We start from the raw sequence: 21,908 nt of genomic DNA, 5'->3' as shown, positions 1-21,908 counted from the left end.
TGCCGCTTCTTACGAAGCGGCTTTTTTCGGCAACCCGCTAACCTCCCTTGTTAGCCGATTGCCATTCTTTTTTTAGAATCGAATAAAAATATTGATCGCAATAGTTGCCGTTCCATAAAAATTCCTCTTTAAAAATCCCCTCTCTAGTCATATTCAGCTTTTCCATGAGCTTGATTGATTTCACATTTTTGCTATTGCACATGCCAACGATTTTTCGGGCGTTTGTTGTTTCAAACATATATTGCAGCAATAACTGAACAGCCTCATACCCGTAGCCTTTGCCCTGATAATCCGCAAGCATGCCAAAACCCAGCTCCCAGCTATGCCTATGCTCCACGTAGCTCCAGGCTTGAACGATCCCGATAGGCGATTCCAAATCAGTACTCTCGCTATCATTACTCTCTTTTGTGATGACAAAATCATAATGATACTGCGAATTCATTTGTTCCCTATATTTGCTCCTGGCAGCCTCCTTGTCCTTTTCCACAGACTCCTCATACTGCCAAACCATACTATTACATTCCAATTCGCTAACAAAGCTCAAGTTATTTTCGTCTATTTTGGAGAGACGGACTTTTTCCCCTTCAATTTTCATATCTACGACTCCTCAATTAACCCGTAATCATACTCCATTCCTATTATCCGTCAAAAGATTAAACGAAAAAACGTATAAAATGACTATACTCATTCATTACCAGAAGCTTGTAAAAATCTCAAAAAGAGGACTATTTAATCATAACTGTTCTTTACCTTTTCTTTGCGAAATTTGGCCTTTATGATTATAAATATCAGCTGTTTCACATAAAGATGATGTAAATACCGGTGAAATTGAAAGGAGCTTTTATGGCTAAAACAACTCGTGGTAAAGGCTTATGGAAAACCCCCTCCAGAGGCAGAGGAATTTGCCCGCTTTGTCTATCAACAAGAGTTAAGCTGCTTTATTCTGCAACAAACTCGGAAGGCAAACTATTAAAAGTATGCAAAAAATGTAACTCGGTCGATGCAGCCACCGCTGACAAAGCGGTGCCGACAGAGCATTTAGGCTATCGCAGAAAGCATCGCAAAGAGCTGAACCGGCAAAAGGCTGCACGCTAACTAATCCGGCAGTAAAGGGTAACTACGCCAAAAAGCCTCTTTTGCCAATATGCAAAAGGGGCTCCTTCCTTTGGTATCCTTCCTTTCAGACAGAACTACCCTCTTTCAAAGCGTCTTAAAGCCCGCATTGTCATATAAGCATTTTTCTGAAAAAGCCAGCTGGCAGCCGTTGAATTGTGCAAATCTTTCAAAGCTATTTTTCAGTGCTTTTTGCATTTGCTTGGATAACGTAACGCCATCTTCGAACCATACGTTTTTAACAACAAGCCTACCGGCTTTTCGTTCCGCAACGATTTCGGCCCGCCCGATAAATCGTTCCCCATACAATAGAGGCAGCACATAATAACCGTATTTCCGCTTGCTTTCAGGCGTATAAATCTCCCATGTATAATCGAAGCCAAACAATTCGTTAATCAGTTTTCGATCCCACATCAGGTTGTCAAGCGGGGCGATCAGCTCGCAGCGCGGTTTGGGCTTTGGGTTTTGCAAAACAGCTTCAATAAGCGGCAAATCCTCCCAACGGCAATATAGCTTATCTTTCATTTGCTCTACTGAAACAGCAGCAATACGATGCTCAGCCAGCAATTGGCGGAAAACCTCATTTCGCTGCTCCGACTTCAACCCCCAAATATTCAGCCAGGCATCCGAAGCGCGATTCCATAAAAGCCCCACGGCGCCGATACGGCGCATTACCCTCCATTTGTAATGCTGCAGCTCGTCCTCTAGCGGCTCCGGCGCATTCAGCAAATGGGGCGGTATGTACTTTTGGGCAAAATCATAATATTTGCGAGTCCCTTTTTTGTGGTGGATAATCAACTCGCCTGTTGAATACATCTGCTCCAGCACCGACCGCGATGCATTGCTACCGCCGCTCCAATGAATCGCTGATTGCCAGGTGAAATCCCCCTCCAGCTTCAGCTCATTTGAGCTTATCTCCCCGTTGCTTTGAATAGAATCCCTGACTTGGTCTGCCAAAGCCTCCATTGCGGGATAACGTTCAGCATGCTGTCGCGCGGCTTTTCGGTATCGCTCAAAATACGGCCAGTCCTCCACAGGGACAATAGCCAAATTTTTGTCGGGATAATCCACCAGTAATCGGTCCTGATACAATAATTCATCCAGCATGCTCTTGGAAAAGCCTTTAATGCGCGATTGCAGTGTTAGCTCCGCGTTTTTGCCGCAAACATCAATGGGGTCATATTGAATACAGCCGGCCTGCCGTACAAAATCCATAACGCCTTCTTTTCCAAAAAAGCGATATTCCCCCAACAACCCATGCTTCATTAACAAAAAATGCCTCGCCTGGCTTTTCGTCAGATGGATTTCGCACGTATCATCCACGTTAATTCCCCCTTTTCACCTCAACCACTTTTTACCTCAACCACGAGGAAATCGCACAATAAACAAACAAATGTTCTCATTTAATCTTACCATTATGTGATTGTTTAAAACAATATAAATCCTGAATAATCATTGCTGGATACGGGGTTAGGATCGCTTCCCTCCACGTTGTAAAGCCGCTTCATTCTTGTAATAACTTCCAGCATGTCATTTAACCAAAGAGCGCCCTCTACTGATGGGCGCTCTTTGATACATATGGGTATGCTTCCTCACGGTCCATCTCCACCATCGAAAGCTTGGCTCCAATGGATTTGAAGCTTCCGATAACATCCTCGTATCCTCGCTCGATATGCTCGATTCCCGTTATGTTTGTGCGGCCTTCGGCTGTGAGACCCGCCATAATCAGACAGGTGCCTGCGCGAACATCCGTCGCATGAACCCACCCGCCTTGAAGAGGACGGCCTCCGGTTATAAAGGCGCTTTCCTTACGCAGCTCAATCTCCGCGCCGAGCCTGCGAAGCTGAGGCACATGAGCAAAGCGCTTGGGATAAATACGGTCGGTAACTATGCTTTTTCCCCCGGCGTTGAGAAGAAGGGCGGTCATCGGCTGCTGCAGGTCAGTAGCAAAGCCGGGGTACATGCCTGTACGAACGCGAGTGGCTCTCAGCCTGCCCGTACCGTAAGCGGTAATATGGTTTTCCCCGCATTCCACCTGCAGCCCAACCTCCTCAAGCTTGGCCAGACAGGTGCCCATATGCTCAGGAATAACATCCTTGACGGTAATCCGGCCCCCGCGAAGCCCGGCAGCCATCAGGAACGCCCCGGCAATGAGCCGATCCGGAATGATGGAATATGCGCCTCCATTCAAATAAGGAACGCCTTCAATACGAATGGAATCCGTCCCCGCTCCGAATATTCGCGCACCGAGAAGATTCAGAAAGGCCGCCGTATCCACCACTTCCGGGTCCATAGCGGCATTATGCAGCCTTGTTACCCCTTGTGCGCGCACAGCAGCCAGCATGGCATTAATGGTTGCCCCAGAGGTTATGGTGTCAAAATAAATGGTTGCGCCTCTCAGCACTGAAGCCTCTACGATATAATAATCATTGAACAGCTGAATTTCTGCTCCAAGCGCCCGAAACGCCTTCATATGCTGATCAATCGGTCTGGCGTGGAAGTCGTCTCCTCCCGGAAATCCAATCGTGACCTTGCCAAACTTGGCAAGCAACGCACCGGCAAAATAATACGATGCCCGATAGTTCGAAGCTTTGCCGGGGTCGATCGTGGCGCTATGAATCCAGCGTGGATCAATAATGACTTGTCCCTTCTCCTGTCTAAACCCCATGCCGATATCCCGGCTTATGTCTGCAATGACGCGGACATCCTCAATCGTCGGAATGCCTTCCAGCTTTACGATATCGTCCGCCAGACAAGCAGCTGCTAGAATGGCAAGAGAGCTATTCTTCGCTCCCGGTATATGAACGGTCCCGTTCAACGGGCCGGATAATTCGGTTTGAATCATTTTCAACATCATATTCCCGCCTTTGTCAGGACGATTTCAATTCAGATTCCAGCACGTAGCCGATTCCCCGCACAGCGCTGATCATAAACGTATCTTTTCCATATTTTTTTCTTAAACGATATATGAGGGCGTTTAATTCATCAAGCGTAACATTCGGAATACCGGCATCCTCCACCGCTCTTTCAGGCCAAACGCTGGATTTGATGACATCAAGCGGCACAAGCCGATTGGCATTTTCGTACAAAATGCGAATCAGCAAAAACTCTTTCTCCGACATCGCAATCCGCCGGCCATCCACTACACACTCTCTTTTTTCCCAATCAACAGAAAACGAAGTTTCTATAGCTTGCAATCGCTTAGTAATGCTAAGCGGTTCAATATCCAGCGTCTGATCCGCAAATAAATAGGAGAAGTGGAGAACCGTCATTCCTTTGGCCAGCTTAATAATATCAAAATTATTGAGCACATAAGGCTCATGCGGCTTTACCCGCTCGCCGTTAACCTCCGTACCGTGCAAGCTGCCGAGATCGTATAACACAGCTTTTTCCTGCTCCTTGCGAATGACAAAATGCTGCCGGGATATAAAAGCATTCGTAAACGCCACATCCGGCGTCAACTGATGGGATACTCGTCCAACGACCGTCTCTTTCGCATTCAGATTGACACATGTGCCTGATGGAAATGGCTCGCCGCGAATGACGTACAGACATGCAAAGTTGTCCATGGTTGTCCACTCCGTTCGTATTGCCAATCGGCCACAGATAATAGAGCTATCGCCCTGCTATAGATCGTACCCCATTGCAAGGAATAAGAAAAGCTCCGTTCGCTGACGGAGCGCTGATAATTCAATGATAGTGGATTGATAGGATTACCGCATTGGCTGAACTAAAGATCCGTTAAAATTGGCTTTATCCTTTACCACCCAGTAAACAATGGCTTCGGACCCACATGCGTAGGAAAAAGCGGCAGCACTTCCTCAGCCAATTCCTGAATCACCTCAGCAGGAGGTCGACTCGAAAAATGAATGCCAAGCGCAGCATGATTAACGCCAACCGCTCTCCATTCCTCCAATAGCTTGATCAGACCTGCTCGTCCAGTGCGTAAAATGTACCCCCCTCGAAGCGGTGTTCGCGGATGATTGACATCTTCAACAAGATCGATCCATTCGTTGGTTATATGGGGTTTGAACATGCCGGAAGGTATTTTTTCACGCCAGGCATTAATTTTATGACCAAGCATTCGGGGTCCGGCTTCGGTTGCCGTTGCTTCGGGATACGTTAGCCAGCCGTCACTATTCTTCGCAATCCAATCCAAAGACTGCCTGCTTGACCCAGTCACAATGAGCGGAATGCCGCCTGTTGCGGGCTTAGGGAGCAATTCAAGCCCATTCATTTGACCAAGAGAAGATTGAATGGCTCCTGTTCTATCCTGTATAAGCTGACGAAAAAACTCCAACGTCTCTCGGAATCGCACATCACGTTGCCCCCCGTCTATCCCATATGCCGGAAACTCGGCTGGCCGGTCGCCGGAAGCTATCCCTAATACAAGCCTGCCGCCTGACAATACATCTACAGATGCAGCGGCCTTTGCCAGGTCGATGGGATGACGAAGCGTGAAGATTGCGCTTCCCGTTGCCAGGGAGATGTTTTTGGTTCTTGCGGCAAGATAGGAAAGATAAACAAATGGATCAAATACTTGCCCGGCATCTCCAAAGCCAGGATCAAATAGAGGCACATCTCTCACCCAAACGGCTGCAAAATTTCGTTGATCAATGCTTTCCACGAGATCAGCTTGGCCCTTCAAAACATCCATGTGTCCTTTATAAAATTTAAGGGGCAAAAACAGCCCGATTGTCAATTGATCCGGGGCAAACATACGGCGGAAGCCAGGATGTTGATTGAAGCTTTCTGCCGCTTGTGGTGACGGATTTTCTATTTGTCCCGCAGCATCTATAGGTTTGTGCATTCCTTTTCCTCCTAGAAAATGGTCATCCAGTATACTGGTATCTTTTCAAATCGATTGGAGCTGGTAAAATTATAACAATAGATTGACCCTGTTTATAGTGACAACTTCCGATAAAATAATAGGGTCAGTTTTTGATGGAGAGGAGGGGATTTGCATGATTGATTTGACAGTATTGTTGGACAGAGAGTCTGGAGATCCGTTGTACTCTCAGCTTTATCACTACATTAAGGAAGACATTTTGAACGGAAAGATATCAGCCGATACTCGCCTTCCTTCTATTCGATCACTATCCAGTCATCTCCACATTAGCCGCAACACAGTGGATATGGCCTATCAGCAGTTAATAGCTGAAGGTTATGTCCAGAGCAGGCCAAGGAGTGGCTTATACGTTATGGATTTGAAGCTGGAATCCTTGCAAATGTCTCATGTCGATAATAAGGAAAGGGTGGAAAACAGTATTCAGGCTAGCTCTGCGATTCCTAGCTCTGCGATTCGTTACGATTTTCGTTATGGTGACGTAGATGCTGAACATTTCCCATTTGCTGCCTGGCGCAAACTATCCAATCAGAGCTTGCTCCAGAACCAAATGAAGCTGTTTTCTTATGGCGATCCGCTTGGGGAACCGGGTCTTCGTTTGGAAATTGCAAAATACCTGCACAGCTCCAGAGGAGTAAATTGTTCACCGGATCAAATTATAATTGGGGCCGGTATTCAGCATCTGCTCGGTGTTTTATCTGGTTTAGTTAGTGACGTGAGTCAAGGCATCTCGATGGAAAACCCGGGATATGATGGTGTTCGGACGGTTTTTCAACATAAGGGTTTAAACGTTCACTCTATTCCGTTGGAAGCAGATGGACTTCATATCCCAAAGCTTTACGAAAGCAATACCCGCATTGTCTACATTACGCCGTCTCATCAATTTCCCTATGGAATGGTTATGCCACTCGCCAAGAGAATGCAATTATTGAAATGGGCAACCGACCGGAATGGGATTATTATTGAGGACGATTACGATAGTGAATTCAGATATGTCGGCAAACCGATACCTTCCTTGCAAAGCCTGGATACCCAACAGCGGACCGTATACCTGGGAACATTTTCAAAGTGTCTTCTTCCTTCATTACGTATTGCGTATATGGTTCTGCCCCAAACCCTGCTAGAGCTGCACAGTAAACAAAACTACCGATTATATGATCAAACGGTCTCTCCCGTTCATCAGCACACCTTAGAGCTGTTTATGAGTAATGGGCATTGGGAGGCTCACATTCGCAAAATGAGGAAAGTATACCGTCAAAAGCAATTCACACTCATTTCAATGATTCAAAAGATGATGGGTGCTCAAGTGACCATTATTGGCGAGGATGCAGGGCTTCATATTTTATTGCGTGTACATAACGGAATGGATGAACAAAAGCTTATTGCTACAGCTCAGAAGGAAGGTGTTCAGGTATACCCGGTATCTCCCTTTTGGGCGTTGCCAGCTCAAGCGGAGCCATCCATGGTTCAGATTGGTTTTGGCGGATTAAGTATGGAGGATATTACCGAAGGAGTATGTGCCCTTCACAGGGCTTGGTTTGAGGCAGGTTAGATCCAAGCGGATAAAAATGTGGAGGTTTTTTAGTGGAGGTTTTTTATTTGGAGCTCCCGAGTTTGGCTCAATCGACCACTCGGGGGGCCAGATAAAGGAGCATTTCATCAAAAAATACTGGCCCGGCCGCTCCCAGCCCCTATGCCATGGAACGGCCAATATCCTATAGAACCCATTTTCTTAAACGAAGTTTTGCTTTCATGTATTCCCTCGGCGCTTTAATTGATGATTAAGCACTTCCGGTTTCATGTCCTCTCTCCTTTTTGCCTCTTACTATTAGTAATCATAATCATTGCACCCAGCATAACGGGCAGGATAGCAGCAAGCAGGAACCGCCAATCGGCTTTTAAAATGGAGATGATTGCAAACAGGATCAGAATCGCCCCTCCGACAGCAAAACCCTGCACGAGCGCCATTTTACCCGTGACTGGATCGTCGGGATCTCTTGTCATACGTGCATGCAGAAGGATTGAGGTCAACCCCCAGCTGCCTAGATGCGCAAACAGCAATATTCCCAGTGAAGGCATAGTTCCCATGGACAAATCCAATATTTCCAGCAGCATCAGTCCCAAAAGTGCCGCAAGTGTAAAATACCATGAAACCGAGCGGGCCTTGTCGGACATGTAAGTAAGCACCTCATCCCGGCCTTTGCTCCCCCCTGCTGCGTGCCTTCCGAAATACCAATACCAGCCCGCAATTCCAAAAAGCAGACCTCCGCATATACCAGCATATACCATCTAAATCTCCTCCTTTTCTTCAAATACAAATACATCCTCGATTTGCATGTGAAACGCTTTGGCGATTTTGAAAGCAAGCTCCAGCGACGGGTTGTATTTCATCGTTTCAATCGCAATAACGGATTGCCGGGATACTCCAATGATCTCTCCAAGCTGCTCCTGCGTCATGCCATTTTCGTTTCGTAATGCCCGAATATGATTTTTAATGCTAACCCCTCCAAACACAATACATACAATGAACACTTAATGTAAAGCGAGCTTTACGTAAAGTATACTTTACACCTTTTCAGCTGTCAATATTTTCTACGTCATTCCTCCACAAAAAAAGGACTTCCGAAAAGTCACGGTGAAACGAATACCTATTCAGCAGAGAGGTCCGGAGGGGAATGGGTGTCTTGAGGGCGAGTTTTTTTGTCGGCTTTTAACCCCTACAAAATAGGATCAAAATAAAGCCGGTAAAAATGTTTGAGCTTCCAAGACACCCTTTTCCTGCAGGTACCGGTTTTGCTGAATATTTATTCACCGAAATAGACTTTTCGGACAGTCCCTTCCATTTGCTATCCTTTAATGACGTGTACGAAGCATTCGTCCAACAACAAAAAGCATTTGCTTGCGGGTGAAGAAACGTGACAGATGAGAAGAGAAAAAGTTGTTTACCCCTGGAATCACATAGGGTTTATTAGCTCGGAGCGCGCGCATAGCAATCTGAACCACATTTTCCGGAGTATCCCGCTTCCCGACCGAAGCCTCCTCCGCCCCTACAACGTTAAAAAACTCCGTTTCCGTCGAACCTGGGCATAAGGCGAGAAATTGTACGCCCCGTTTTCGATTTTCCTCCCATAACGCCTCCGTAAAGGATAACACGAATGCTTTTGTAGCCCCATAAACCGCCATATGAGGAGTAGGCTGAAAGGCAGCAGTTGATGCTACGTTAATAACCACTCCGCTTTTCTTTTTCAACATACCCGGCAAAAATAAATGAGTCAGATTCACCACCGCCGCTACATTCAGCATCACTTCGTCATTCTGCCTTGGACCTGATACTTGTTCAAATAATCCATGAGTAGCAAAACCCGCATTATTAATTAAACAATCTACATCCAGTCCACGCTGAATGCATTGCTGATAGACTTCTGTAGCAGAATCATGTTGAGATAGGTCCGAAGCAATGACCTGCGCTTGGATACCGTGTTTTTGTTGCAGCTTCTCCGCTAAAGCTATCAGCTTCGCCTTTGAACGTGCAACTAAAATCAAATGGCTCCCTCTTGCTGCAAACTCATGTGCAAATGCTTCTCCTATCCCTGAAGAAGCACCTGTTATCAACGTCCATTTGTTTTTTATTGCCAGCATTGAATCACTTCTCCCTATTATTGACATATTGAAACACTGTTTCTATATGAATCATTGTATCTACGGAAATTGACGTTGTCAACAAAAGAAGTAAATCATTTTGGATAACAACCATTGATTAATTGGCATTTTACCCTTCGAAACAGTAAAATAGGCACTAGAGAATGAAGCAGGATTCAGAAAATTAATGATTTAAGGGCGTGAAATGATATGCAGCATTCATCTGATATCGCTTCCGAAAGCAATCATCAGGTTACAACCTATCCTAATGTAAAACTTCAGCATAATGAACTGTTGAGGCGCAGCATTATTGAAGCCGCAGCATCCATTATGCGGGAATCCGGCCCCGAAGCTGTAACCATCCGAAAAGTAGCTGAAAAAATGGAATGTCCCACTAAGGTCATTTATAATTTGTTCGGAAGTAAGGAAGGCCTTGCCAAAGAGCTTTTTTTGGAAGGCTGCAAATTGTTGGCTAATACATTTCGGGCTGTTCCCGAACAAGCAGAGCTCAAGCAATATCTGCTTGAACTTGGGCAGGCCTATTGGCGTTTTTCGAAGGACTATACGAGTTATTACATGGTCATGTTTGGCGGGGCTTTTAGTGAATTCAAACCGGAAGAGGAAAGCTTGCAGGCTATCGGAACCGCATTGCAGCAAGTAACCGTTATTATTTCAAACGCTATGGAGGAAGGGTTTATTAATGAAGAAGACCCCCTGCTTGTCGTTAATCTTGTTTGGGCATCGCTGCATGGTGTGATTCACCTGTACTTAGGAGGTCATATTCAAAATGAGGAAACAGCAAAGGTGTTATATGATAAAGCCTTGTTGAATGTAATCCGGACTTTTTTTAGGGACAATCGTTAAAACAGATCGGGCTCATCCATCATGGTCATATGTCCGGCTCCCGGGATAATATGTATTCCTTTACGTGGAGCCTTGATTTCTTCAAAATACTGCTGCGCGAGCAAATATGGCGCCTGCCAATCATTACCTCCCAAAATATAATAGATTGATACCTCATGCATATTCCTCTTAAAGCGATACATTTTTCCCAACGGATGCCATAGCTGCTCAAAATGAAATTGACTCCCGAGGAGACAAGGAATAAACTGTATCCCTTGTCCTATTCAGAATCGGCTGCTCTTATAGGATAATATAGAAGATATATCCACTTGAACAAAAAATGGGAGTGGTTCTTCTTGCTTCAATTAACCAGCGAGCTTTGGGGCAAGCTGACAGGCCCTTACGGGTCTGGCGAACAGGTGCCCGAACTGTTGGAGCGCTTGATGCTTGATTTCAAAAAGGAAGTTTTGGACGAGCTATTCCAGGAATACCTATATCACCAAAATACGATCTATACCGTTACTTACGCGGCAGTCCCTTATCTGGCCAAACTTGCTTTTGCATCAAAAAATAGGGAAGTACGCCATGAAATCTACGTCACTTGCGGGATCATCGAGTCGTGTCATGAAACAGCAAGCCCAGAGCCGTATCCCTCCGATTTGAGTACGCTCGCTGCAGAAGCGGGAACCGGGGTTTGCGCGGAGATATACCAATCTTACCTAAAAGCAATAACGGAGCTGGCTTCTCTGGTTCCGGAAATATCGTCGTACGCCAAGCAAGAAATAAGCAATGATAGCGAAAAAAGATATATTCTCATTGCCGACGCAGCTTATCGGGAATCCCGGAACGTGGCCAATATGTTGCTTAATTTTACGGCTGGCGATGAATATGTAGCCGTTTGCGGAGCATGCGAACAAGAGGCTTATTTATGGCCTAGCGAAGAAGACGGGCATATGCAAGCATTCGCAGAGGACCCGGTTTTCGAGCCCCTTCAGACGCCGCATGAAATCACTGCCGCTGATTTATTCGTTGAAGAGGAACATAAAATATTGGCTGAAAGAGCCGAGCAGCTGGGCGATTCCTCTTTTTTGAACCAATTGCCTTATTTGGCCGGGGAAATGAATTGTCCATCATGCGGCCTCAGAATACAGGTTTGGCCTGGTTTGCTTTCGAGCTTTGGAGGATAACAACCTGTCCGATATCGCAGCTATGACTTTAGACTTGGGAGGAATGACTTATTAGTGTTTCTATTTATTACACATGCACGAGGGAACACGTATTAACGGATAGCGAACAAGAAGCAATTTCAACCATTGTCCAACAATATAATGAGGATTTTGAAGGGAAAGACCGGGCAGAGTCTTTTACGGTGTACGAATTCGATGCGTCCAGCCAAACAGAGATATTCGCAGGTTCTACCAAGCTGACCATGACGGATCAGTTTGAGACTTTGTTAAACGACTTATTTTATTGGTTGAAGTGTTTGACCGACATACGCAGAAAAGTAGACGGTGGTGAATGGCATGTTCACCTCGATGATAGCGATGCTGTATGGGATGAGCAATTAGGCTGGACAATGCCTGAAGGCTAGGGCGTGTCTGAAAACCCGCTTGAGGTCAGACAAGCCCTATATTTTTAATGAACAGTTGTTAATGGAAAGGATGGAATTATTATGAGCGTGCTTCAACCGATTATCCAATTCTTGCAGCATTCATCCGATGAATCCGTCGTAGAGGACTTCTTCGAGCACGAGTCGTTAATCTGGATTGATTGGAGAGAAGAGGAAGGGGACATTATCCAATACTTTAACGATCAGCTGCCAGAGTCTCACCAAATCAAGTGCGAAATAACCGACATCGACAAACCACGAGGCGTCGATATCGTGTTAAGCTCGGGTGACCGTAAGCTGACGATTCCGTTCGCCGATGATCGGACTGATCGGGACAGCGCCATTCGTGCTATGCAGGAGATGATTGCTCCGCAATATCAGATCCGATGGTTTATGAGTTCTTTAGGCAGTGATACGTTAGCATTTCTATTATTGTCAACGGAGCAGTGGGTGGAACTGGAGAAGCAATTCGAGAAGGAAAAGCTGGAATTCTACTTCCAGCCGATAACGAGCGAAAGCGTTATTTTTTACCTGGACATGGATGACGTGTTCTCGCTAATTAAAGCCAGGGAAGATGCTCGCCCCTCTGAATAGCAACGACCATTCAACGAGCATTACTTGATAAATGGATTAGATAGCGCAGGATGGCTGGGGACAAGGTTTGTCCCCAGCTCGTCCCTATAAAACCCATTATAGAAAGCGCTTGCATTTCAATGTATTCTATTTTTAATTCAAGCATTGAAACCCGGTAAACATAATATATATGTTGTTGGGGCTTGTCATATTGACAATGTGGCACAATACGATGCTGACAAACCCTGGACGCACCGGTTCAAAAAAAGGAGGATTCCCATTTATGCCAAAACGATTTCGCAAAATGCTCGCTTTCCTCTGCTGCTTGGTAATGGCGGTTTCGCTAATGCCAACCAGCTATGCCGCGGACACTGACAACAACGAAATTACAGAAGCGATTGAAACACCAACCGCCATTTTTGGAACTCCCGAGCTCGGCTCAAACGATCCGCTCTGGGGCCAAACAATGGAGCATCACATCAACAAAAGCACGGTACCCACCGACCCCAGACCCCATGCCACGGGAACAGCCAGAATCCTTTGGGACCATGACTATCTGTATGCCCGCGTAGCTGTGAATGACAGCAATCTATATCAGGGAGCTGGCGGAGATCATACGTACGACAGCCTGGAGTTTTATGTCGGCGCCGGAAGCAGCGGCTCAAACCAATGGCGCGTCAGCTCGACGGGCGTATTTTCAGGGCAAGCCGCACCGGGCAGAGCTGCATGGACAGAGATTACGGAAACAGGATATATCGTGGAGATGAGAATACCCAAAGGAACCCTTAACTTGCAGGAGGGGAAGCTTACCTTTGAGGTTTACATCAATAACTCGACGGAAAAAGGCGGTGACCGCTATGAAGTCGTTTCCAGCTTCGGAGATCCAGACACCGGTTATAGCAGCTCTGCTTCATTTACAGACAGCCTGCAGCTCATTTTAGCCAATGAAGTGGATAGCAGATTTTCAATTACCGCCACTGCGGGACCGGGCGGACGAATTACGCCAAGCCCTCCTGGCGAAGTACTGAGAGTAGACAGGAACACAACCAAAGTATTTTCGTTTCTTCCCGATCACGGCAAAATTGTGGATACCGTAACGGTAGATGGCCAGACTGTAACTCTATCTGCCGGCACTTATACGTTTTCGAATATTGAGGCTGACCATACCATTCATGCAACGTTCAAAAATGATCCAAACGCGGGGATACTCCCCTTTATCGTATGGAATGACAACTTCGCCAGCGGCGAATACACGACGGCAGCCATCATTGATTTAGGGGAAGGGAAGGCGGCATCAGGCTCCGCGCTTAATCCAGGCTTGTTTACCTTGTCCGCCAGAGACACGACGCTGAACGGCGAAGCGGTGACCTTTGAAATGACGCGCAAGATCACAAGGGTATACGCCAATGACGAACCTAAGGTTCGCGGTTATCTGGGAACGATAAGCAATTCACCGGATTATCGGGAAGGGCTGGCAAGCGGCCGTTACATCGTCATTGAGGCTGAGTTTTATTCCGCAAGCGGCGGCAAAACAACGCTGGATGGAAGCAGTAACTCCACAAAGCAGGTTTACTCCATCGTGCAAAATGGAGAAATCGCATTGACAGACGGCAGTTCGCTTAGCAACGTGGTGTTTGAACAGGAAAAAGTTGTAAATCCAATTCTTGATAAATTTACAACGCCTACGGGCAATTCGGTCAATCGTGCGCTTTACCTTCACAAGGATGAAAAAGGAGAAGTAATAAAAGGCTTGCCGCTATATGTCTACACCCATGGCATGTCACGTGGCGGCACAAACGCTGCGACAGACCAAAAAGCGGCTATGAAATCAGCCAACGGCTCCGTCGCTCTGATGAAAAAAATGGAACAAAACCCTGGCAAATACGCCAGCCATATCTTGAACATTTCCTATAACGGCACCTCCACTCCCTCCACAGAAAATGTTAAAAAGGTGATAGACGACCTGGTTGCCAGCGGCGATGTAAACCCGAATCGTATATATGCGGCAGGCTTCTCATGGGGCGGCCAATATACGAACACCTTAGTTAACGCTTTCCCTGGCTTCTTTGCGGCCGCTGCACCTATGGCACCGGTAAACGGCTCGCCCAACGCAAACACCAACGACCTTCACGCAAACCTGGCTTATTGGATGTTCATAAATGCTCATAACACCGGAATATACCAGACTAACCTCGCTAACTTCATAAACACCAATATGCCAAAAATGACCAATGCAAGGGCATCGCGCTTTGAGAGCAATGAGGCTCTTACATGGCCATATAATCAATTTGATCAGCCGAATCTGAGGCCTAATCCGGCCAACACGCCTGCCCTGCCTGATTATATAGCGCACGAGGTTGAAGCGGCGGTTCTTTACAACCAGATCACTATGGGAACATGGAGCATTGCTCCAACGGCGCAGTCCTCTAATTTGCCGGATTGGAACAATGACTACACTGACGTCTTTGATTGGATGTTCGCGCAGAGAAAACCGGGTGCTCCAGCTGCTCCGGGCAGCTTCAAGGCAACGGCGGGCAACGGCCAGGTCAAATTAAGCTGGACTGCTCCGGCTGACGACGGCGGCAGTGCAATAACGGGCTACAAGGTCTGGCATGGCAACGGTACGCCGGTCACATTGGGTGCTTCGGCAACCGAATATACCTTCACGGGTCTGACTAACGGCCAAGGCTACACCTTCAAAGTGATTGCGGTAAATGCAAAGGGCGACAGCGCTGAGGTAAGTGCGGCGGCAACGCCCACGGCGCCCCCTCCTTCTGGCGTCTACATCAGCAATCCGGGCAACACCAGCAGTACAGACACCGAGACAAACGCCGGACCGTCGAATTCGACGTACACAGTGACTACACCTAAGAATAAGCCCGCGCTCACAGACAAAAACGGCAACATCACTCTGCCCGGCGGCGGCGAAATTGTGACCAAGGGCGGAACAAAGATTATAGTACCCGAAGGCACAACTATAGATGCCAATGGTAAGGCGGCCATTCCGGCAGCCAAAAATGCTAAAGTGACATTACCCGGCGGCGGCGCCACAGTGACCATTCCCGGCGGCTCGACGATAGCGGGAGACGGTACGATCACCGTAGGCAGCGGAGACGCGCATGTAGCGCTGATGAACGGCAACCATGCAGTTCTCTTCAGCGGTTCAAAGATACGGAGCGCCGGCGCAATTGTGGTAGGAGCTGGCGGCGCGAAAGTCAGCTTCGACGACGCTATGTCGCTAAACATCCGTGAAGGCACAGAGCTTGCCTTCGCTGATGACGCCCCGCTAGGTTTCCTTGTGGTAACGGGCAATCCATTCCGGGACGTCAACTTGAACGGCTGGTACTACAGCTACGTAAACTTCGCCTACACATACAGTCTATTCAACGGCACAACAACTACAACGTTCTCGCCGGATTCCTCCATGACGCGCGCGATGTTTGTGCAGGTACTGGCCAATCTTGAGAACGCAGACCTCTCAGGCAACGCGAGCTCCCGCTTTAGCGATGTGACCGACGGACAATGGTACACGGCGGCAATCGAATGGGCAGCTGAAAAAGGGATCGTCAATGGCATAAAAGCAAACCAGTTTGACCCCAATGCATCGTTGACTCGCGAGCAGTTGCTGGTGATCCTGTACAACTACATGAAGTACAAAGACTATGAGATACCTGAGGGCCAATCTGATTCCTTTGCGGACGAAAGCGAGATCAGCTCATGGGCGTTAGAGGCCATTCAAGCGCTGTCGGATATCGGTATTGTATCAGGCAAGCCGGACAATCTCTTGGCTCCCAAAGACACCGCCACCCGCGCGGAAGTAGCCGCCATCTTTGCAAGGTTTGTCGAATATCTGGCTAAGTAAAAGCGCATACAGAAAATGCGGGCCCTTCCCGTTGGACAAAATCCAGCCGGGAGGGTCCTTCTATTTCAATCTCCGGCCGGGACCTGCAGGTCTTGATTAGGACGTTACGTCACAGCTTAACATGTAAAACACAGCGCTTATGATTGTTGATATGCCGGAATTTTTCAATGAAGCTCTCCATGTGTTTATATCAACCCAGTACGAAGCAAAGGAGAAAAAGAATATGAATGGTAGGAGTGAATTAAGCGCTCGACAGCATAATAAACTGTTGATTCAAATTATGTTAGGCTTAATGCCGTTTCTCTTTTTAGGTCTGGTACTTATTGCGATTTTTAAGCGGGGTAAAATCATCCCCTATATCCTTTCGTTGTTTGTTCCCAATGAGTTGTCTTTTCTTGATTCGACCTTGCTGGGTTTAATCACGGGTACGGTTGTAGTAATTGTTTCTGTTGCCCTCATCATCAAAACAAAGACAAAGCTTCCTCAATCGGAAGGCGGGGAAATGATTCTTAACCTGATGAAAACCCCAAGCGGTATTGCGGTAAGCTCACTGGGGGGCGGATTTTTTGAAGAATTTTTCTTTAGGGGAGTATTAATAGGATTGTTTATTGGCTACAACCATTTTGTAGATGGAGTGGTGATCTGTTTAAGCACTTTTTTATTTTGGATTATTCATATTCCGCAATATAAAGGGGTTTATTTAACGTACGGATTAGTATTCATTAATGGAATGATATTTGCATTATTGTTTTATTTTACGGGTTCGTTGATTGCCCCCATCCTTGCCCATGCTGTTTATAATCTAGGCATTGGAATATACTTTATGAGAAATCACTAGCCTCCGTAACGCAAAACACGCGAAGGGCTGCGCAGGTCAAGGCAAGAGGCCTGCGCAGCCCTCTTTGTGCCGTTCAGCTGTTAGGCTTCTGGATGGACGGTTATTACCGTGGAAAAAGCCAGGTCGCAGAAGCCATCAAGAGGAAACTCGTTGACCTTCTGCTTGCGCGGCAGAAGCTTTTACATACTGAAGATATTGCAACTGGCTCTGCCTCAACTGCTCTTCGGTTACATGCGACGCATCATGAAGAGAATAAGGAGGCAGATAGTCTGCGCCAACATAACGAGCCAGCGCCTCCAAAGGCCTTAAGAGCTCTTCGATCGTGAAGCGATTGGCTCCGGAAGACTGATAAGATTCAGCCGTACCAAAAGTCGAGACGGCAGCGCCCATCTGCTTTCCTTGCAGCTTGCTTCCGTCCGGCCCATAGGCAAATCCTGCCTGAAGCACGGTATCAAACCACCCTTTTAGCAGCGGCGGGGAACTATACCAATATAGCGGAAACTGGAAGATAATACGGTCATGCTGCTCCAGCAGCAGTTGCTCATGGCCCGCATCAATATTACCGGATGGATACTGGCGATATAAGTCGTGCACGGTAATATGATCATGCCGCTGCAATTCTTTCACCCAAGCTTGGTTAATCCGTGATGAGGCCAGATCGGGATGAGCTACGATAATCAATGTTTTCATGTACATCTCTCCATTCTGCAAAATGATGTGTTTACCCCTTACATCATAGCCAATCGACTTTACAAAAGTAAGTACGCACTTTTCGGGCGAATACTTACATAATAGAAAGCACGCTGAAAAAGGCAGCCTGGCATGTTGTTCATGCGCAAGGCTGCCTTTTGGCTGTATGTTTGCCGGGAAGCTAAAGAGGTCTAACTTTCCGCGGATAATGGAACGGAGATAGAAGCTGGAGATTCAAGGGGAAGCTCTGTTCCGAACTGACTGCCCCATTGCTGTAAAAGCCGTATGGCTGGCTTTAATTGTTCGCCCAGTTCGGTTAAAGCATATTCAACCTTGGGAGGCACGACAGGGTAAACCTCGCGATGAACAATTCCTGCCTGTTCAAGCTCTCGAAGCTGCTCGGCAAGCATCTTATGATTAATTCCGCCGATGAGCTTTTTCAATTCCCCGTACCGCTTCGTACCATCCATTAATTTACATATAATGGTTGTTTTCCATTTCCCAGAGAAGAGAGAGACTGAAAGCTCGATTGGACATTGATACTTCTTCCCATTGAATTCATATTGAATAGCAGACGTTTCCATAGTGACACTTCCCTTTTGGTAAGTCTTTTTCAAAAAAGTGCGTACTTATCTATTGTAAGTATATTTTGTATGATTAGTGTTGTAAATAGAGCTTTATGGAGGTTAATGAGATGCGCAAAACGTTTTTGGTTTATTTGGTTTCTATAGCTGCGTTTTTTGGTCCATTTACACAAACCATCTATTCGCCGTTGCTGCCGGAATTAGCAAGGCGGCTTCAAGCCTCTCAAGATGCTGTCAATTTAACGATCGCCATCTATCCGATTTTTTTTGCATGTATGCAGCTCGTTTATGGCCCGTTAATGGATCGATTTGGAAGACGAAAATTATTGTTGATTGGTTTTATGTTCTATGTGTGCGCTACGATCGGCGCTGCCTTGTCTGAGACGGTCGCGCAGTTGATTTTATTTCGGGCGCTACAGGCCATGGGGGTTGCTGCCGGGTCGGTAGCAGCCATTACGATCATCGGAGATTTGTTTGAAGGGCACAAACGGGGACGTTCTATGGGGATTTATCAAATGCTGGTTGCGTTGGGGCCCGGTCTAGGGCCTGTCGTGGGCGGTATTGTGGGACAACACTACGGCGTTGATCGTTTGTTTTGGCTTCTGTTTGCATGCAGTTTAGCGTTTTGGCTGGTTTTATTTATTGGTTTGCCGGAAACCAGGACTGCCCACGCCAGCGGCGGTCAATTCCGGCTTCGGCAGATGACTGCGGTTCTGACCCACCGCATCGGACTGGCCATTGTTGTATTGGGTTCTGTTCAATATGCGGTGTTCTATACGTTGCTTGTTCTGCTTCCGAACCTTTTGGTCGATGTATACGCCCTGACGCCAAGCCGGATTGGGTGGTTGTTTCTGCCCATATCGGTCTGTATCGTCATCGGCAGCATGATTGGAGGACGTGTGCAGGAGCATGTCGAAGCCAAAAAATTGCTGCTGCTGCTAGCATCGTTTAATATGATGTCTGTACTTCTGTTCGTGATAACGGCGTCGCTCTCGGTTCCCGCGCTGGCGACAGGTTTAGCCATATTTGGTTTAAGTCTCGGCTTATCGCTGCCCGTTCAAATCACGATACTATCCAATGAAATGCCAAATCATCGGGCAACCGCAACAGGAGTCTATAATTTTTTCCGCTATGTCTGGATGACGATTGGGCCAATAGCAGGTACGTTTTTTTATCGTTTTGGCTACAAAATCGAATTTTTCGTTTTTGTTCTCATTTTTATCGCTGTCCTTTTCTTTATGTATTATCGCTTCTTCGGCAGGATGGAATTGTCAGCTTCTGATAAAAGCTATTCATAAAAGCATTTTAAAATATCAGCGCATATCCAATAATACTTAAGACCACCATGATTAATCCAAATATCAACAATCCCTTACCTATGCTTTGTTTATCTGGATCATCATTAAATGCAAAAATCCCTCCAACTATCAAACCAACTAAAGGAATAAAGAAGGTAGCGATAAAGAGCAACACAGTCGCACAGCCAAAACCATCGCCTCCCCCTTGGTTATTTTCATAATAGCTTGATGTTGTGCTCGTCATAATTTTGCTCGAATAAGGTGTGCCGCAATACCTGCACTTTGTCTCATTTGCATTAAATCTTTCGTTGCAGTGAGAGCAGATCCTTGATGACTTTGATTTTGATTTAAGATCCACTTCTTCCGTTTTTTCTGAATTCAATGTTCCAACAGGTTTTACATCTTTAATTGAACTGCTACAACCAACACATACCGTAGCGGATTCGCTATTATCTTCTCCACATTGGTTACATACCTTAACCGCCATTATCCGTCCCCCTGTAGATTTTAATCTATAATTATTCATATTTTTTGCCAAATTCAATTGTTGTATAGTTCTCACTTGAATATGACCATATGGTTCGAATTAACAAAAGTTACAACAACATGTTACTATTTTTCGTCGTTCCTGAAAAGGTTAATTTTTCTTCATATCTTTGGTTTTGAAAACCATTCGGATGACCACAGACACAAAAACCCGTTAAACACAGCAATATCCTTGTGTATAGCGGGTTATTTAAATATGGAGACTACGGGGATTGCATAAACAAATGACTTACTTATTACTTAATCGTCTTTCTGTACAATTGAAAATGTAGGTTTAATTCCAGCATAGTCCCCTGCCAGGCTTGCAAGCGGCTTCCAATCATCAATAGCAATTTTGTAGTTTCCAGCATAGGCAGCCGCGTCTATTTGAACACGTACAACTTTTCCAAGCACAAGATGATCTCCGCCTACTGGAATAATCCGATCGAGTTTAAGTTCAAATGCAATCGGCGCTTCAAGTACCGCCGGCACCTTCACAAGACCACCAGGCTGTGGGGTGACTTCCGCAAGCTCAAACTCATTTTTTTCTGGCTCGACGCTAGCAGATGAACACTGCATTGCTTCGCCAAGTGGCTCTGAAACCATATTAATTACAAACTCCCCGACCTCACGAATGTTTGTTAGCGTATCCTTTATACTCCCCTCTCGTTCATTAACGCCTGGTCCAATTGAAATCAACAACGTTGGCGGGTTTCGAGAGGCCACGGTAAAAAAACTAAATGGCGCCAAATTAAGAACACCATCCTTACTCTTTGACGAAACCCATGCAATCGGTCTTGGTACAACCGAGCCAATCATCAGCTTGTACATCTCCTGTTCACTCAAGTCGCTCGTATTAAATATGAATGCATTTTTCTTCGGCATATTTCATCTTCCTTCAGCAAAATTTGAACAAAAAAGTCATGAATGCGATAATTATATGGAGCCTTTAACCTCCATCGCTGTGCAGATAACATTAGGAAAAAAGGAAATGAGCTCAGATCATGCATTTTTGAACAACGCTTCAAGCTATGTTTTTGTAGCTATTCATCCGATACTCATCATTAGTATAAACTCGATAATTTTAAAAGATAGTATGCACTTTTTCGTTAGATACTTACCTGAAAGCGAGTGACTTCTATGACTGATCAGAGTAAAAACTCTAACGCACAAGTCCAACAAACTCCATTTGACTATACATTATCTGTAATTGGCGGGAAATGGAGAATGAAAATAATGTATCAATTAGCTGGCGAAAAAGTAATACGTTATGGAGAGTTAAAACGACAGATTCCTGCTATTACACATAAGATGTTAAGTTCTCAATTAAAGGAATTAGAGTGTTGTGGCATTGTTAACAGAGAAGAATATCATCAAATCCCTCCGAAGGTGGAATACTCTTTAACACCAAGAGGAAGGACATTGATGCCAATATTAGAGGGAATGTGCAAATGGGGGGTTGAAAATCAATCTTAAAGCGTGACCATC

General features: G+C 46.0%; 23 protein-coding genes. 10 read left to right on the top strand and 13 right to left on the bottom strand.

Going from position 1 to position 21,908, the window contains the following annotated elements:
- Positions 1-37 precede the first annotated feature (37 nt).
- Positions 38-595: a GNAT family N-acetyltransferase gene (locus A7K91_RS08855; protein WP_068681778.1), complete on the bottom strand. Its 558-nt coding sequence runs from the start codon at positions 593-595 to the stop codon at positions 38-40.
- 248 nt (positions 596-843) lie between these two features.
- Here A7K91_RS08855 and A7K91_RS08850 point away from each other — a divergent pair, with 248 nt between their 5' ends.
- Positions 844-1,095 (top strand): hypothetical protein, encoded by a 252-nt coding sequence (locus A7K91_RS08850; protein WP_068681776.1) that lies wholly within the window; start codon positions 844-846, stop codon positions 1,093-1,095.
- A 105-nt stretch (positions 1,096-1,200) separates the two neighbouring features.
- Here the strand turns inward: A7K91_RS08850 and A7K91_RS08845 are convergent, their stop codons facing one another.
- The 4 genes from A7K91_RS08845 to A7K91_RS08830 all read right to left on the bottom strand — a co-directional run bounded on the left by A7K91_RS08845 (position 1,201) and on the right by A7K91_RS08830 (position 5,923).
- On the bottom strand, positions 1,201-2,436 hold the full coding sequence (locus A7K91_RS08845; RefSeq protein WP_245697352.1) for a winged helix-turn-helix domain-containing protein: 1,236 nt from the start codon (positions 2,434-2,436) through the stop codon (positions 1,201-1,203).
- Between the two features lie 229 nt (positions 2,437-2,665).
- Positions 2,666-3,970, bottom strand: coding sequence for a UDP-N-acetylglucosamine 1-carboxyvinyltransferase (gene murA, locus A7K91_RS08840; protein ID WP_425415651.1), 1,305 nt, complete (start codon positions 3,968-3,970; stop codon positions 2,666-2,668).
- A 13-nt stretch (positions 3,971-3,983) separates the two neighbouring features.
- A complete protein-coding gene (locus tag A7K91_RS08835) occupies positions 3,984-4,682 on the bottom strand; it encodes an FHA domain-containing protein (RefSeq protein WP_068681775.1) in 699 nt (232 codons plus the stop codon).
- Positions 4,683-4,873: 191 nt separating this feature from the next.
- Positions 4,874-5,923, bottom strand: coding sequence for an LLM class oxidoreductase (locus A7K91_RS08830; RefSeq protein ID WP_068681772.1), 1,050 nt, complete (start codon positions 5,921-5,923; stop codon positions 4,874-4,876).
- 154 nt (positions 5,924-6,077) lie between these two features.
- Between A7K91_RS08830 and pdxR the strand changes: the two genes are divergently transcribed.
- Positions 6,078-7,511 (top strand): MocR-like pyridoxine biosynthesis transcription factor PdxR, encoded by a 1,434-nt coding sequence (pdxR, locus tag A7K91_RS08825; RefSeq protein ID WP_068681770.1) that lies wholly within the window; start codon positions 6,078-6,080, stop codon positions 7,509-7,511.
- 245 nt (positions 7,512-7,756) lie between these two features.
- Here pdxR and A7K91_RS08820 read toward each other — a convergent pair whose 3' ends face one another.
- From A7K91_RS08820 to A7K91_RS08810, 3 genes are all read right to left on the bottom strand, one after another.
- Positions 7,757-8,248, bottom strand: coding sequence for a hypothetical protein (locus tag A7K91_RS08820; RefSeq protein WP_068681768.1), 492 nt, complete (start codon positions 8,246-8,248; stop codon positions 7,757-7,759).
- A complete protein-coding gene (locus A7K91_RS08815) occupies positions 8,249-8,455 on the bottom strand; it encodes a helix-turn-helix transcriptional regulator (RefSeq protein ID WP_068681872.1) in 207 nt (68 codons plus the stop codon).
- A gap of 357 nt (positions 8,456-8,812) precedes the next feature.
- A complete protein-coding gene (locus A7K91_RS08810) occupies positions 8,813-9,598 on the bottom strand; it encodes an SDR family NAD(P)-dependent oxidoreductase (protein ID WP_068681767.1) in 786 nt (261 codons plus the stop codon).
- A 210-nt stretch (positions 9,599-9,808) separates the two neighbouring features.
- On the opposite strand from A7K91_RS08810, the gene A7K91_RS08805 reads away from it, so the two are divergent.
- Positions 9,809-10,462: a TetR/AcrR family transcriptional regulator gene (locus A7K91_RS08805; RefSeq protein WP_068681765.1), complete on the top strand. Its 654-nt coding sequence runs from the start codon at positions 9,809-9,811 to the stop codon at positions 10,460-10,462.
- Here A7K91_RS08805 and A7K91_RS25970 read toward each other — a convergent pair.
- Positions 10,459-10,623, bottom strand: a complete 165-nt coding sequence (locus A7K91_RS25970; RefSeq protein ID WP_245697351.1) for an alpha/beta fold hydrolase — start codon at positions 10,621-10,623, stop codon at positions 10,459-10,461. The genes A7K91_RS08805 and A7K91_RS25970 overlap by 4 nt on opposite strands.
- 147 nt (positions 10,624-10,770) lie before the next feature.
- Here A7K91_RS25970 and A7K91_RS08800 point away from each other — a divergent pair, with 147 nt between their 5' ends.
- From A7K91_RS08800 to A7K91_RS08780, 5 genes are all read left to right on the top strand, one after another.
- The gene (locus A7K91_RS08800; RefSeq protein WP_156739423.1) at positions 10,771-11,628 is read left to right on the top strand and encodes a hypothetical protein; all 858 of its coding nucleotides are present in this window, start codon (positions 10,771-10,773) and stop codon (positions 11,626-11,628) included.
- A gap of 182 nt (positions 11,629-11,810) precedes the next feature.
- Positions 11,811-12,032 carry a hypothetical protein gene (locus tag A7K91_RS26995; RefSeq protein WP_245697349.1) on the top strand — a complete coding sequence of 74 codons (222 nt, stop codon included), beginning with the start codon at positions 11,811-11,813 and terminating at the stop codon, positions 12,030-12,032.
- An 81-nt stretch (positions 12,033-12,113) separates the two neighbouring features.
- Entirely contained in the window at positions 12,114-12,644 is a 531-nt protein-coding gene (locus A7K91_RS08790) for a hypothetical protein (protein WP_068681759.1), read from the top strand.
- Positions 12,645-12,906: 262 nt separating this feature from the next.
- Positions 12,907-16,485: an S-layer homology domain-containing protein gene (locus A7K91_RS08785; protein WP_068681757.1), complete on the top strand. Its 3,579-nt coding sequence runs from the start codon at positions 12,907-12,909 to the stop codon at positions 16,483-16,485.
- A 223-nt stretch (positions 16,486-16,708) separates the two neighbouring features.
- Positions 16,709-17,323 (top strand): CPBP family intramembrane glutamic endopeptidase, encoded by a 615-nt coding sequence (locus A7K91_RS08780; RefSeq protein ID WP_068681755.1) that lies wholly within the window; start codon positions 16,709-16,711, stop codon positions 17,321-17,323.
- A 135-nt stretch (positions 17,324-17,458) separates the two neighbouring features.
- On the opposite strand, the gene A7K91_RS08775 is transcribed toward A7K91_RS08780, so the two are convergent.
- Together A7K91_RS08775 and A7K91_RS08770 are read right to left on the bottom strand one after the other, a co-directional pair.
- The gene (locus tag A7K91_RS08775) at positions 17,459-18,013 is read right to left on the bottom strand and encodes an NAD(P)H-dependent oxidoreductase (RefSeq protein WP_068681753.1); all 555 of its coding nucleotides are present in this window, start codon (positions 18,011-18,013) and stop codon (positions 17,459-17,461) included.
- Between the two features lie 191 nt (positions 18,014-18,204).
- Entirely contained in the window at positions 18,205-18,597 is a 393-nt protein-coding gene (locus A7K91_RS08770) for a winged helix-turn-helix transcriptional regulator (protein WP_068681752.1), read from the bottom strand.
- A 110-nt stretch (positions 18,598-18,707) separates the two neighbouring features.
- Here A7K91_RS08770 and A7K91_RS08765 point away from each other — a divergent pair, with 110 nt between their 5' ends.
- Positions 18,708-19,895, top strand: coding sequence for an MFS transporter (locus tag A7K91_RS08765; RefSeq protein ID WP_068681750.1), 1,188 nt, complete (start codon positions 18,708-18,710; stop codon positions 19,893-19,895).
- Between the two features lie 7 nt (positions 19,896-19,902).
- On the opposite strand, the gene A7K91_RS08760 is transcribed toward A7K91_RS08765, so the two are convergent.
- Together A7K91_RS08760 and A7K91_RS08755 are read right to left on the bottom strand one after the other, a co-directional pair.
- Positions 19,903-20,382 (bottom strand): double zinc ribbon domain-containing protein, encoded by a 480-nt coding sequence (locus A7K91_RS08760; protein ID WP_068681748.1) that lies wholly within the window; start codon positions 20,380-20,382, stop codon positions 19,903-19,905.
- Positions 20,383-20,681: 299 nt separating this feature from the next.
- On the bottom strand, positions 20,682-21,305 hold the full coding sequence (locus A7K91_RS08755) for a flavin reductase family protein (RefSeq protein WP_068681746.1): 624 nt from the start codon (positions 21,303-21,305) through the stop codon (positions 20,682-20,684).
- A 255-nt stretch (positions 21,306-21,560) separates the two neighbouring features.
- On the opposite strand from A7K91_RS08755, the gene A7K91_RS08750 reads away from it, so the two are divergent.
- On the top strand, positions 21,561-21,896 hold the full coding sequence (locus A7K91_RS08750) for a winged helix-turn-helix transcriptional regulator (RefSeq protein WP_068681744.1): 336 nt from the start codon (positions 21,561-21,563) through the stop codon (positions 21,894-21,896).
- Positions 21,897-21,908 lie beyond the last annotated feature (12 nt).

It is taken from the genome of Paenibacillus oryzae (genome assembly GCF_001675045.1).
Taxonomy (GTDB): Bacteria; Bacillota; Bacilli; order Paenibacillales; family Paenibacillaceae; genus Pristimantibacillus; species Pristimantibacillus oryzae.
Note: the sequence above shows the minus strand (reverse complement) of the source record. Positions and strands in the feature narration are given on the sequence as shown.

Bases quoted from the DNA above. Each gene is read 5' to 3' on its own strand.
- pdxR (WP_068681770.1), top strand. From the start codon at position 6,078: ATGATTGATTTGACAGTATTGTTGGACAGAGAGTCTGGAGATCCGTTG.
- A7K91_RS08780 (WP_068681755.1), top strand. From the start codon at position 16,709: ATGAATGGTAGGAGTGAATTAAGCGCTCGACAGCATAATAAACTGTTG.
- A7K91_RS08770 (WP_068681752.1), bottom strand. From the start codon at position 18,597: ATGGAAACGTCTGCTATTCAATATGAATTCAATGGGAAGAAGTATCAA.
- A7K91_RS08790 (WP_068681759.1), top strand. From the start codon at position 12,114: ATGAGCGTGCTTCAACCGATTATCCAATTCTTGCAGCATTCATCCGAT.
- A7K91_RS08750 (WP_068681744.1), top strand. From the start codon at position 21,561: ATGACTGATCAGAGTAAAAACTCTAACGCACAAGTCCAACAAACTCCA.
- A7K91_RS08765 (WP_068681750.1), top strand. From the start codon at position 18,708: ATGCGCAAAACGTTTTTGGTTTATTTGGTTTCTATAGCTGCGTTTTTT.
- A7K91_RS08755 (WP_068681746.1), bottom strand. From the start codon at position 21,305: ATGCCGAAGAAAAATGCATTCATATTTAATACGAGCGACTTGAGTGAA.
- A7K91_RS25970 (WP_245697351.1), bottom strand. From the start codon at position 10,623: ATGCATGAGGTATCAATCTATTATATTTTGGGAGGTAATGATTGGCAG.
- A7K91_RS08760 (WP_068681748.1), bottom strand. From the start codon at position 20,382: ATGGCGGTTAAGGTATGTAACCAATGTGGAGAAGATAATAGCGAATCC.
- A7K91_RS08810 (WP_068681767.1), bottom strand. From the start codon at position 9,598: ATGCTGGCAATAAAAAACAAATGGACGTTGATAACAGGTGCTTCTTCA.
- A7K91_RS08855 (WP_068681778.1), bottom strand. From the start codon at position 595: ATGAAAATTGAAGGGGAAAAAGTCCGTCTCTCCAAAATAGACGAAAAT.
- A7K91_RS08835 (WP_068681775.1), bottom strand. From the start codon at position 4,682: ATGGACAACTTTGCATGTCTGTACGTCATTCGCGGCGAGCCATTTCCA.
- A7K91_RS08820 (WP_068681768.1), bottom strand. From the start codon at position 8,248: ATGGTATATGCTGGTATATGCGGAGGTCTGCTTTTTGGAATTGCGGGC.
- A7K91_RS08775 (WP_068681753.1), bottom strand. From the start codon at position 18,013: ATGAAAACATTGATTATCGTAGCTCATCCCGATCTGGCCTCATCACGG.
- A7K91_RS08805 (WP_068681765.1), top strand. From the start codon at position 9,809: ATGCAGCATTCATCTGATATCGCTTCCGAAAGCAATCATCAGGTTACA.
- A7K91_RS08830 (WP_068681772.1), bottom strand. From the start codon at position 5,923: ATGCACAAACCTATAGATGCTGCGGGACAAATAGAAAATCCGTCACCA.
- A7K91_RS08850 (WP_068681776.1), top strand. From the start codon at position 844: ATGGCTAAAACAACTCGTGGTAAAGGCTTATGGAAAACCCCCTCCAGA.
- murA (WP_425415651.1), bottom strand. From the start codon at position 3,970: ATGATGTTGAAAATGATTCAAACCGAATTATCCGGCCCGTTGAACGGG.
- A7K91_RS08785 (WP_068681757.1), top strand. From the start codon at position 12,907: ATGCCAAAACGATTTCGCAAAATGCTCGCTTTCCTCTGCTGCTTGGTA.